We start from the raw sequence: 12,294 nt of genomic DNA on the forward strand, positions 1-12,294 counted from the left end.
AAAGGAAAAATACAAATGGATAATTCGAAATGCGTAGAGTATGTGAATTCTCATGTAGACGAAATTGCTGAATATGTAAATGAGTGCTTTGATCAATCAAAAGAATTCATAAAAGCAAGGCTGATTCGTCGGATAAGAGCTGAATTGTCACCCACTCCAGTTCACTATGAGATAAATTATGTCTACGTCCCTTATGATCATTCTGGAATACTTGTAGAAGACGGATATATTTCGCTCGAACAGACTGTAGGAGAATTTCTTGAAAACGAATATAGCGGAAACAAGAAAGCTACTTATGAAAGCGGTCGTGGTTGGAATTATCTTACATACGGCGATGAAATAAGTTACGATACATTAGATATGGCATCAGATATAATGTTTTCTGCAATACGCAGACATATTGAAAATCATTTTGGTGAAAATCTTTCTGATGATGAACTTGAAGATATTCGAGAATCCTGCAGTGATTTCGATGATATATATGTGGATTGCAAAGCCTATGATTTTTTTTGTAGTATGGGTGCTGCTGAATTTGTTGGTATTGAGGATATGCAACTTAAAGACATTGTTAAGAAAGGGAGAAATTCTAATGGCACGACCTAAAAGCGAAAATGTACAAATCAATATCTCTATCCCAGCTGAATGGAAGAAGGAACTTGAAAACCTTGCACGGATCTATTCAGTTGAGGAAGGTGAAACCGTTACTTTCCTTGATCTTATGCGCAGGGGCATTCAGGAAAAATATCAGTTAGGAGTAAAAGACAATGAGTGAGGGGCAATATCATAGTGCTTCACATTGTAAATATTTGATACAGTATCATATCATCTGGTGTCCTAAATTTAGATCCTCAGTATTAAAGGGCAATGTAGAAGATACGCTCAAACTGATACTTCAAAAAATCTGCGATGATTATAACTATAGTATCAAGGCCCTTGAAGTAATGCCTGACCATATACATATATTTGTAGATGTCCCACAGACTGTTGCACCGTGCGATGTTGTCAGGACTCTCAAGAGTATCAGTGCAATAGAACTGTTTAAGGCATTTCCACAACTCAAACGATTCTATGCAAGATGCGGTGTTTTATGGTCAAAGGGATATTTTGTGTCAACGGTGGGGCATATAAGCGAAGCTACAGTAATTAAGTACATTGAGGAGCAAAAAAGGCATGATTGATTATGAATACGGGAGGATATTAAAGAAATTCCATAAGCTTTCTGACAGGCATATTATAGTCACCGAAACTGATATGCCTTATTCCGATGTGCTTAAAGTCGTGGCTCTTTCTGATAAGATACGCAAAGCGGGCAATGAACTTGTTGGTCTTATGAGAAGGAACCATGACCAGCTCATGCGTACAAAAAGATACCGCAAACTGCTTTCTTTGTATGGTAGTACGGAAAACATGGCTAAACGTAAGATACTTGCCAATCAGCTTAATGAAATGCAGAAATCCTATAATGTCACATGGGATTGTTGTAGAAAATCAATGATTCCAATAGGCAAAAAGTATGGGATAGATGCTATATTTGCCTTAACCAAAGCTGAAGATGTATGGCGCGGTATGGAGAAATGTCTCTATGGTAGTGGTAAGACCATACATTTCTCAAAATTTGGGGAGCTGCCATGTATCCGGGCAAAGCAGATAAGCCGTGGTATACCCATTTCTGTAAAGGATAACAGATTACAATTCAAACTTGGAAAGAAAGCTTTCGGGATACAGATAGCCGATAGATTCCAAATGGATGAAGTAAATGCCGTTCTGTCGTATCTTAACGAGCCAGAAATAATGGATAAAAAGGCTGTAGATACTTTACTTGAGGATGCTTATTGTATAGATACATACAGACCATGCTATGCAACTCTCGTCCCCAAAATGATAAGAGGCAAATACAGGGTATACCTGCATCTGACTATTGAAGGCAAAGCAAAACCTAAGTATGATAAGTACGGCAATCCACGCCATAAGTATGGCAAAGGTATGATAGGTGCTGATATTGGCATACAGACAGTTGCCTATACATCTGATACTGAGGTTGGTCTAAAGAACCTTTCTGAACGTGGTGACAGCATACAGACATCCGAAAGAAAAGAGCGTCTGATCTATCGTGCCATGGACAGGTCAAGAAGGGCGACCAACCCGCAAAATTATAATGAGGATGGTACTGTTAAGAAAGGTCGTAAAATCTGGAAATACTCAAATCATTATAAGAAGATGAAAGTCAGACATTCTGAGCTGTGCCGTATCAATGCAGTTAACAGGCAACTTGCAATAAATGAGGACGCTAACCACCTACGAAGTCTTGGAGAAATAATTGTAACTGAGCCTAAGAATGCAGGCAAGCTTATGAAACGATCAAAAGAGACTACCAAAAACGATAAAGGTAAGTTCAATAAGAAAAAACGTTTCGGTAAGTCTGTAAAGAACAGATGCCCCGGTGGTTTCCAGACCACATTGGAAAGAAAATTCAAAGCCACAGGTGGAACTTATATTGAAGTCCCAAACAATTACAGAGCATCACAGTATGACCATACGGCTGATGACTATATAAAAAAGAAGCTCTCCGATAGATTGTATAAACTTCATGATGGCACTGAAGTACAAAGAGACTGGTATTCATCATTCCTGCTCTATTGCTATGAACCTAAAACGCAAAATATAGATAAAGACAAATGTGCTAAGACTTTTGAGGCACAATACAATAAAGAAAAAACCTTAATCACCTGGATCAAGGCATATAAAATCAAGATATTAAACAGTGGAATTAACGTAGCTTAACAACTTAATAATCAGGGAGATTGACTATACTTCCTTGCTGAAAAGCAGAAATTTACCGCTAATGTGGTCGTTGGACTGCTTGGTAATGAAAGTCCTGATTCAAACAGATTTACACTTGTAACTCCAAAGTCTGAAAATGATGTACGATTACAAGCTACGCTTGCCAATCAGAACCCCACGGGCTTGCCCGTGGGTATAGTCAGATTAGGAATATGTTGTATTTGGAGGATTTTTATAAAGATGTACTATAGATTGGCTACAATAGAGGATTTGACAGAAATATGCAATATGATTGAAGCGGCAAAGCAGCTTATGTCTGAGCAGGGAATAGAGCAGTGGGATGACGTCTATCCGGTCTACAAAGATTTTTTTGAAGATATAAAAAAGGAAACAATGTATGTGGTACTGAAAGATGGTCAGCTTGCTGCGATATATGTAATCAGCGAAGAATGTGATGGTGAGTATCTAAAATGCAAATGGGAAAATAAAAAGCCTTGTATCATTCACAGATTCTGCGTCTCGCCGTCCTTCCAGAATAACGGGATTGGAAAAGCAGTTCTAAATCATATCGAGGCGCAGCTTACCAAAGCCGGATACGATTCGGTAAGACTTGATGTGTTCACACAGAACCCGTATGCCCTGAGACTTTATGAGAAAAACGGATATGTTAAACGCGGCTTTGCTGATTGGCGTAAAGGAAGATTCCTTCTTATGGAAAAGAAGTTAGACGAAAGTGCCGATTCTATTTTCCTTACAGAGGCAAATGAGAATTACACAGACGAACTTCAAAAATTTAAAGAGGAAGTGCTTCAGGCAGATAAAGACAACGATGATCAGTTTGCAGGCTGCATGGGGCTTAGGGATTGTTCTACAGCTAAGGAATGGATTGATATTTGCAATTTGAGGAAAAGCGCTGAGACCTGCGAGAAGGCCGGTACAAAAGTACCGTCAACCACATATTTTGCGATAAGGGAAAGTGACCATGGGCTGGTAGGAGTAATAGACCTACGTCATCATATAAATCATCCTATTCTGGAATCATGGGGAGGTCACTGCGGATACTCCGTCAGACCTTCTGAAAGAGGAAAAGGATATGGGGCGGAAATGCTCAGGCTGAATGCTATAAATGCCGGTAAATTAGGCATTGAGAAAATGCTTGTGGTATGCGATGAAGATAATGTTGCCAGCGAAAAGACGATACTGGCAAACGGAGGACAACTTGAAAATACCATAGAAGTAGATGGCTGCAGGATGAAACGATTTTGGATTAATACGCTATAAACAAGGGACCCGGAGGAATGAAAGATGGAATTGAAACGACTATCTGAACATATATGGTACATGCCTTTCGAAACGGAGAGGGATCGTCCGAATCTTGGCTATGTGAAGGGAGACAATTGGAGTCTTGCGATTGACGCCGGTCACTCTGCGGCTCATACAAAAGAATTTTATGCACTTCTGAAAAAAGAGGACCTGCCACTGCCTTCTCTGACGGTTCTTACTCATTGGCACTGGGACCATACTTTTGGAATGCATGCCGTGAACGGGCTTTGCCTGGCGAATGCAAAAACAAATGAGTACCTTTCGCAATGGAAAACAAAAATAGAAAAGAACGGACCAAGTGAATTCTTCGCCATGCATGAAAGCATTAGAAGAGAATATAGCGGTGGCTCCGAAGTAATTGTAGTAAAGGCGGACATGATCTTTTCCGGAGAGATTACGCTTGACCTTGGCGGCTGCATTGTCAAAGCTATTCAGACAGAGGCTCCGCACACGGATGATTCTACAGTTGTATATATAGAGAATGATAAGTCATTATTCCTTGGGGATTCTACCTGCGACGATTTCGTTACAGGAGTAAAAAGGGCTGATCTTTGTGAGATACTCTCGGATACTATCCGAAAAATCAATCCGGAAATATGCGTAGAGGGCCATTGGACGCCGGAGAATACGCAGGATACTTTAAAAGATATGTTGAATGGAATTTCAGGTTGATGACGGGAGGAGTACATGAACCGGTATGAATATAAGACCATTTGAGATAGATACTGATTTTTACATAATAAAAGACTGGATTACCGATGAGAGGACGCACGCCATGTGGAGTGCAAACCGCATGGTATACCCTCTTGAAAGAGCAAATCTGCAGCAGGTTTTAGCTGAAATGCATGATAAATTTGGGGATAAATCTTTCGTGGCAGTTAAAGATGATGGCAGTGTGGCAGGCTTCTTTTGCTACTCACTTAATAACGACTCTAAGGAAGGGATGCTTAAGTTTATAGTTGTCGATCCGCAGTGCAGAGGAAAAGGCATAGCGGAGGAGATGATTAAACTTGCACTGGCAGATGCTTTTGATAATCCTGATACGGATGCAGTACAGCTCAATGTTTTTTCAGAGAATATCCGGGCAAAGAAGTTCTATGAAAAGATTGGATTTAGGGAGAGAAGAACGGCAGAAAATGCGTTTGCATATAAGGATGAATCCTGGGATAGATGCAATATGGTGATTTAGGGAGCCGGTACATGATTTTTTCAGGAGGGTGTAGGTGAAGGTTGTTCTTATTAGGCATGCGTACGCTTGTGGCTGAGTTTAAAAAAGCGCATTTTAGCATAGAGAATAATTCATTCACATATGCCAATGGACAATGTGTGATTGCAAACAGCAAAAAAGGAGAGACTATATATGAGCACTGAAGTTGAGAATATCAAGTTGCCGGAAAGGCTTGAAAGAAGAAAAATATATGAATGTGGATTAGTTACATTATATGCAGACAAAGTTAAGCTTCCCAGCGGTTATGTTATAGAAAAATATCATCAGCTTCATCATCATCATGAAGGTGTTTCGGTAGTGGTTTTTAATGAGAAGGACGAGATCCTTATGATCAAAGAAATGAGATACACCGTAGGACATCTTGAATGGGAAATCCCTGCCGGAGGAGTAGAAGATGGCGAACCAATAGAAGAGGCAGCCAGAAGAGAAGTTATGGAAGAGACAGGCTGCACGGTGAAGGATTTGAAATATTTGTGCTCACACAATCCTTCAAACGGAATGTCAGACCAGGTGATGCATGTATTTGGTGCAAAAGTGGATTCTGAAGGCAGTATCCAGGACGTGGATGAAGTTGCAGAAAAAGTATGGATGCCTATTGATGATGTAAAAGAGTTACTTAGAGAAAACAAGACAAGGGATGGTATTGCCATTTTAGCAATCCTTTTTGCAATTGAGTTTTACCACTAAGGAGTGCGGTAATGAAAAATAAATATCAGTATATTCTATTTGATTTGGACGGCACATTAACAGATTCAGGCCCCGGTATTATGAATGGATTTGTTTATGCAATACAGCAAATGGGAGGGCAGGTAGTTGACAGGAGCCAACTACGAAAATTTGTTGGACCTCCACTGAAAGTTTCCTTTGGTGATATTTTGGGATATTCCGAGGAGAACACAGATAGAACCATTGCCTTGTATAGAGATTATTACAACAATATGGGCGGCGTCCTGGAAAACAGTGTTTATCCGGGGATTGTGGAACTACTGTCGGACTTAAAAAGTGAAGGCAAGAAGCTGATTGTAGCAACTTCTAAGAGTGCAATTGGAACCGACACGGTGCTTAAGCACTTTGATTTGAAGAAATTCTTTGACTTTGTAGCTACTGCTGATGATAAGGAACGCCCACACAAATCTGATGTAATCAGGTATGCGTTGGAACAATGTGAAATAACTGATAGCACACACGTGGTTATGGTGGGTGACAGGGAGAATGATATTTTAGCTGCAAATGAGGTAGGCATTGATTCTATTGGTGTCCTGTATGGATATGGTGACCGTGAAGAATTGACATCAGCCGGAGCAACTTATCTGGCAGAACATCCATCTGATGTGAAGAAATTGGTTAATAAGATTGAGCTTATAGATAATATACTGACTCCCGAGGATTTTGTAAGGCTTAGAGTTGCTGCGGGTTTTGCAGATATTCCTGTCCCACATGCCGGTAAGGCTCTGCAGAACGGTATTATAAATGTCTCTGCTTTGAAAGATGGTGAACTCATAGGAATGGGCAGACTGGTTGGTGATGGCGCAATGTATTGGTACCTGCAGGAAATAGTTGTTCTGCCGGAATATCAAGGCATGGGCATAGGAACTATGATTGTTAACCATCTTGTAGATTATGCTGTGAAGAATTCGTCTACAGGGAAATTTACAACAATCGGAGGGGTATCTGCTAAGGGTAAAGAAGGTTTTTATAAGAAATTGGGATTTGATGTAATACCAAATGGCATTCAGAAAATGATTGAAATATAGCGAAGGACAGAATATATGAAGCTGGATATAATCGGATCAGTTGCCAGTGGAAAGACCACACTTGCAAAGAATTTATCAGAGACATATCATGTCCCTTTTTATCAGAAAGATAATATTGTTTGGGAGAGGACTCCAAATGGTGATAAAAAGCGTGATGATAAGGAGCGTGACCAGTTATTTCAGAAAATTATAAACAGTGATGACTGGATTGTAGAAGGATCTCCAAGAAAACTGTTACGTGAGAGTTTTGAAAAGTGTGATTACATCATTCTGCTTGATATACCACTCTATAAAAGATTGGTAAGAACATTACGGCGCTGGATTAGGCAGAGAGCAGGAAAAGAAAAATATAATTCAAAACCTACGATAAAGTTTCTTTACTACAACATAAAGTGGGTATTTGAATATGAAAAAGATAGAGAAGAGATTATTGGATACCTTTCTGCATATGGTTCAAAGTACAAAAGATTTACGACATCTGAAAGTGCAAAATTGTTTATAAACAAGGTATATAGTATTTGAGGATACAACATGATGATTACGATCAAGGAATGGAACGCGTAAAGGATTTATGAATATGATAGAGATGAAGAAACTTGGCATGGAAAGCTATGATGCCATTTTAGAGTTTGATAAGCTTTGCTTCCCAACAGATTGTTGGAAGGAAGAAGATTGGAAAGATCTGTTAGAAGATGACAGGGCCACTTACTATGCTTTAGTTGAAGGAGACAAAATAGTAGGGGACCTTTTTACGTATAACTGGAGCGGAGAGAATGATTATCTTAAGATCATGAATATTGCAGTGCACCCTGATTACAGGAAGCAGGGACTTGCAATGAAACTTATGGAGTATGCTAAGGAAGAATGCAAAAAATCAGACCTGATGAAAATATGCGCTGAGACAAGAGCAAGCAATGTAGCTATGCAGACTCTTTTTGAAAAATGCAGTTACAGGCTAAACAAGGTTGAAGAAGATGGTTATAACAATCCAACGGAAGCTGAATTTAAATATGTTTATATATCAAAAATGGATAAGCAGATAACTGATTTTTTAATTAAGGCTAAACAGGCAACATATGCAGGCAAAGGAGCTGAGACGGTACCTTCAAGAGAAAAATCGCATGACCTTATATATGAAGATGGCGATTATATGTATTACGACACCTATCTTGGAGGTAATAAATTTGCTGGAGAAGAGGCGCTTTGGATAAAGAAAAATCCATACTGGAGCATGAATTATGTGGGCAGGGTAATCGGAGAAAACTTCAGCGGAGATTTTTTGAAGGAAGCATTGCTTTTAGTTCCGGAGGAAAAGCCATTTAGAGGACCCGCTGAGCATACTAACGGTGATTATAAATATGAATGCTGCATTGATGGTGATTTTGAATGGTTCCATGGTAAGGAAACAATTAGCTATAAAGGGAATGTCATTTACGAATGCTATTTCCATGGAGGACTCATTGAGGGGTAGGGGCTCAGAACGCTGCAGAAATAATTCCATATGGCGCTGGGATTTGAGGAAGCAAATCGGATAATATGCTTTAGGAAGGATATATAGAATATGATACGGGAAGTTAAACGGAAAGATATCGGAGACTGCGTGAACATAATTAGGCAGAGTTTCATGACTGTTGCAGATGAATTTGGATTTACACCTGATAATGCTCCGAGATTTACAGCGTTTGCTACTACAGAAGATAGGCTCTTGTGGCAGATGGAGAATGAAAACCGTTTGATGTATATCTATGAGCAGGAAGGTGTACCATGCGGATACTATTCACTTCTGATGCAGGAAAACGGAGAGTGTGAACTGAATAATCTGGCGGTTCTTCCTGAGAATAGACATCTTGGGATTGGGAAAAAACTTTTAGAGCATTCATATGAATCGGCGAAGAACGCAGGATGCAAGGTGATAAACATAGGAATTGTTGAAGAGAATGAAGTTCTGCGCAGGTGGTATGAGCAAAATGGGGCAGTTCATATTGGAACAAAGAAATATGATTTCTTCCCATTTACCTGTGGATATATGAGGAAGGATATATAAGTGAAACGAGGAATTTAATCTATTGTGAAAACAAAATTCAGACAAAAATGATAACAGTGAAAATATTTTTCGCTCAGATAGTTATTTAATATGCATTTAATAGAATAATCATTACCAGATTAATACAATGAATATGCAATAGTGTTGTCTGAAAGGATGGTGCTTAACTATGAAGAAAAGGATTTCAATTGTAGTTTGTGTATTTATGGTTATTGGACTATTTGCTGGGGGAATGCCACATTCGGTTAGAGCGGCAACTTTAAGTAAGACAGATATAGCATCTGGGTGCAACTATGATATAAACTACCGACAAGTTATGCGTTATAGAGACAGCTATGTTGGTGATTATGTATTTATGCCGGTTATGCTGGGGAGCAAGGTGACTGGAGTAGAGGATATTGAATATCAGGCAGCCGAGATTACTGGTTATAATGATTACTTTGCTAGTTATGAATATGATTTTGATGAGTGTTTTATCATCAGAGATAAAAAAACTGACAGTTCTTTGTCTTGGGTAGAAGGAGACATGATTCTGATATATGGTAAGTATATTGGGACAAAGTTGTACTACTCAACAAATAGACTTACTGATAAAAAAATAGATGATGAAAGGCCTGTAATAGATGTTTATTATGATGACTTGACATATGATCCCCTAAATGATTGGGAGAATATAATGATACAAACACATTATAATCCGGTTAATGACAGTTCCTATTATGACTATAGCGATCCGGGTGATACTGGGGATTATGATGAATATGTGCTATGGGGCTCTGATTGTGAGTATATTGATAAATCATACATAAGCAGCCTGACTAATGAGGAATTGCGTATTGCAAGAAATGAGATTTACGCTAGACATGGAAGAATGTTTAATTCTGATGACTTACAGAACTACTTTAATAGCAAATCCTGGTATTCACCGCGTTATAGCCCTGATGAATTCAATGCAATGGGGGATTCAATGTTAAATGCATATGAAAAAGCTAACCGTGATGCGATAGCTGCAGAAGAAAATAGAAGAAAATGATAAGTAATTAAATGTTTGAAAGAGCATCTACTTTATGTAGGTGCTCTTTCTTGTGTTAGGAATTCCATAATTTAATAGTCTTTAGCAGTTTTTCGGGTAATCGATTTTCGTGAGGGTTTCCCAAAGTTAATGAGGGTCAGTCGTGAGGGGCTGGCCCTTTTTTTAGTGGAGTTCGTGAGGGTTATTCGTGAGGGGCGTTCGTGAGGGTCATTCATGAGGGGCAAACTTGAGGGTCTGGAGTTATGATTCCAGACCCTCTAATAAGTTACAGTAAAATAGGATAATCAATTCCATGTTCATCAAGGATTGCCTGCAGCTCCAGGATGTAGTTGTATTGCTTTTCTATCTCTATCCAGTTGCCATGGCAAAGTGAGTCTGCTTCTTCTATCTCCTGAAGCATTATCTGATAATCCTCCCATTTGATACATTTATGGTCTTTACTGAAAGCACAATAATCAAGCATTTGTTAGTCCTCCTAAAATTCATCTTCTTCAAAGTAAACGACAGGGTTATAATCCGATACTCCGTTAAGTATAGGAGCGGATCTGGTTGAATACAGAAACCTATTGCGGAAGTGTTCAAAGTTTCTGAAGCCTCTGCCCATGCGCTTCAGATCCTTTATTTTCCTGTTTATTGATTCAATAGGACCGTTGGAAAGCCTGCTGTCATAGATTTTTCCATTTCCCATTTTTTCAACCATTATGAAAGAATTGATTATGGGATCTTCAAATTTTTCAAGAAGTGAGGCAAAATCGCGGAATATATCATGCCGGGAACTTCTGTATTCTTTTATCAGCACAGCTATTTCCAGTCTTGCTGAATGAGGATTGCCGCTGTTGCGTGAATTGAACTGCACATACTTTTCTTTAAGATCCCTGAATTCTTGAAGGTTGGGATCTATTCTGAATAGAGCGTCTTCATAATCAAATGTGTTCATAAGCCTGTGGAAATGTGGATCCATACGAAGATCATGATGGTAACGGATATTTGATAGATTGGACAGGATTAACCACCGGTACTTCTGCAGAATGTATACCTCGTCAGAGACCGGAAGAGAGACTGGTTCATGACGTTCAATAGAAAGCTTGTCCTGAAGTTCGCGGTCACGCTGACGGTACTTCTTTATCAGCTGACGGATATAATTGTCTATCAGGCGGGTTATCCATTGAATCACATGAAAGGAATCCACAACAGGGATTGCATTGGGGAAATATTTCTCTACATAGGCGATATATGGCTTGTACATGTCAGAGATCAGATATTTTACAGCTAATCGTTCTTCTATCGGAATTGCTGAAAAATAGGGCTCAGTGACATCGTTTCTTCTGCTGCGTAGCAGGTCGATTGGATCTCCAGTATGGAAGTCCTGTATGACCAGGGCATACTTGCAGTGTTCATCCATATCTATGCAGACTTCATCAATGGAGACAGCATCTGTCAGCGGCAGACGGTCAAGCTTCACATATCTGTCGAAGACTTCGTGAGCATGAGAATCTGAAACATGAAATTTCCTGGCAATAGAGACGGATGTTTCCATAAGATCTCTGTAGGCGCTAACAATCAACATATCTGTAGCGTTTGAAGTACGGCGGCGTTTGTTAACGAACTTGAAGTTTTCACTGATGTCATAAAGGCATTCAGGATTTGTACAGCGCCATCTTCTTTGTTTCAGAATAATTACAAGTGAGTAGCTATCCTGAAGAATAGGATGATTGACCTTTCGTTTTTTGACACCTCTTGAATACATCCTGTAGCCACAGTTAGGGCAATAATGAGCTACGGGCTTTGTTTCAATGGTGAGAGTTTTAGTGTGACCTTGAATCTGGGTTCCTGTGATACAGAGGTCGCCATCTTCAAGGTCTAATAAATCTGTGATACTATTCATGTATCCTCCTTCTTTGATGTATTTTCCGCAAAAAGTATCATACGAGAAGGGAGAAAGAAGGACAATGATCCTTCAAAAAAGAAACAGGATTAACCAACAAACACGTTGATGATCAATCCTGTTTCTTATTTTTTTAGGTAAAACCCTCACGAATAACCCTCAAACCAGCCCCTCAAGTTTGCCCCTCACGAGCAACCCTCATAAAAGACCCTCACGAAGGTAGCCCCTCACGAAAATCGATTACCC

15 protein-coding genes are annotated in these 12,294 nt (G+C 39.4%); 13 read left to right on the forward strand and 2 right to left on the reverse strand.

The genetic code is table 11. The features are described from left to right. The first annotated feature begins 15 nt into the window (after positions 1-15). The 13 genes from G596_RS0114685 to G596_RS25600 all read left to right on the forward strand — a co-directional run bounded on the left by G596_RS0114685 (position 16) and on the right by G596_RS25600 (position 10,163). Positions 16-603: a hypothetical protein gene (locus G596_RS0114685; RefSeq protein WP_022762586.1), complete on the forward strand. Its 588-nt coding sequence runs from the start codon at positions 16-18 to the stop codon at positions 601-603. After that, complete coding sequence (locus tag G596_RS0114690; RefSeq protein ID WP_022762587.1) at positions 590-772, forward strand: hypothetical protein; 183 nt, start codon at positions 590-592, stop codon at positions 770-772. Before G596_RS0114685 ends, G596_RS0114690 begins: the two co-directional genes overlap by 14 nt. Continuing rightward, the gene (gene tnpA / locus G596_RS0114695) at positions 765-1,178 is read left to right on the forward strand and encodes an IS200/IS605 family transposase (RefSeq protein ID WP_022762588.1); all 414 of its coding nucleotides are present in this window, start codon (positions 765-767) and stop codon (positions 1,176-1,178) included. Before G596_RS0114690 ends, tnpA begins: the two co-directional genes overlap by 8 nt. Then, entirely contained in the window at positions 1,171-2,781 is a 1,611-nt protein-coding gene (locus G596_RS0114700; RefSeq protein WP_022762589.1) for a hypothetical protein, read from the forward strand. The genes tnpA and G596_RS0114700 overlap by 8 nt, the downstream gene beginning before the upstream one ends. 240 nt (positions 2,782-3,021) lie before the next feature. After that, the gene (locus tag G596_RS24500) at positions 3,022-4,062 is read left to right on the forward strand and encodes a GNAT family N-acetyltransferase (RefSeq protein WP_081646762.1); all 1,041 of its coding nucleotides are present in this window, start codon (positions 3,022-3,024) and stop codon (positions 4,060-4,062) included. Positions 4,063-4,086: 24 nt separating this feature from the next. Next, positions 4,087-4,776: an MBL fold metallo-hydrolase gene (locus G596_RS0114715; RefSeq protein WP_022762590.1), complete on the forward strand. Its 690-nt coding sequence runs from the start codon at positions 4,087-4,089 to the stop codon at positions 4,774-4,776. A 25-nt stretch (positions 4,777-4,801) separates the two neighbouring features. Further along, complete coding sequence (locus G596_RS0114720; protein ID WP_022762591.1) at positions 4,802-5,293, forward strand: GNAT family N-acetyltransferase; 492 nt, start codon at positions 4,802-4,804, stop codon at positions 5,291-5,293. Positions 5,294-5,464: 171 nt separating this feature from the next. Next, the gene (locus G596_RS0114730) at positions 5,465-6,019 is read left to right on the forward strand and encodes an NUDIX hydrolase (protein ID WP_022762593.1); all 555 of its coding nucleotides are present in this window, start codon (positions 5,465-5,467) and stop codon (positions 6,017-6,019) included. Between the two features lie 11 nt (positions 6,020-6,030). Then, positions 6,031-7,086, forward strand: a complete 1,056-nt coding sequence (locus tag G596_RS24505) for a GNAT family N-acetyltransferase (RefSeq protein ID WP_022762594.1) — start codon at positions 6,031-6,033, stop codon at positions 7,084-7,086. A 15-nt stretch (positions 7,087-7,101) separates the two neighbouring features. Then, a complete protein-coding gene (locus G596_RS0114740) occupies positions 7,102-7,608 on the forward strand; it encodes an AAA family ATPase (protein ID WP_022762595.1) in 507 nt (168 codons plus the stop codon). 55 nt (positions 7,609-7,663) lie between these two features. Next, a complete protein-coding gene (locus tag G596_RS25285) occupies positions 7,664-8,557 on the forward strand; it encodes a GNAT family N-acetyltransferase (protein WP_242829199.1) in 894 nt (297 codons plus the stop codon). Between the two features lie 90 nt (positions 8,558-8,647). Beyond that, the gene (locus G596_RS0114750; protein WP_022762596.1) at positions 8,648-9,130 is read left to right on the forward strand and encodes a GNAT family N-acetyltransferase; all 483 of its coding nucleotides are present in this window, start codon (positions 8,648-8,650) and stop codon (positions 9,128-9,130) included. Positions 9,131-9,299: 169 nt separating this feature from the next. Continuing rightward, the gene (locus G596_RS25600; RefSeq protein WP_022762597.1) at positions 9,300-10,163 is read left to right on the forward strand and encodes a YARHG domain-containing protein; all 864 of its coding nucleotides are present in this window, start codon (positions 9,300-9,302) and stop codon (positions 10,161-10,163) included. A 265-nt stretch (positions 10,164-10,428) separates the two neighbouring features. Here the strand turns inward: G596_RS25600 and G596_RS0114760 are convergent, their stop codons facing one another. Further along, on the reverse strand, positions 10,429-10,626 hold the full coding sequence (locus G596_RS0114760) for a mobility-associated LCxxNW protein (RefSeq protein ID WP_022760460.1): 198 nt from the start codon (positions 10,624-10,626) through the stop codon (positions 10,429-10,431). 12 nt (positions 10,627-10,638) lie between these two features. Next, positions 10,639-12,048, reverse strand: coding sequence for an ISL3 family transposase (locus G596_RS22380; RefSeq protein WP_022760461.1), 1,410 nt, complete (start codon positions 12,046-12,048; stop codon positions 10,639-10,641). Positions 12,049-12,294 lie beyond the last annotated feature (246 nt).

Origin of the sequence: Butyrivibrio sp. AD3002 (assembly GCF_000420905.1) — a bacterium.
GTDB lineage: Bacteria > Bacillota > Clostridia > Lachnospirales > Lachnospiraceae > Butyrivibrio.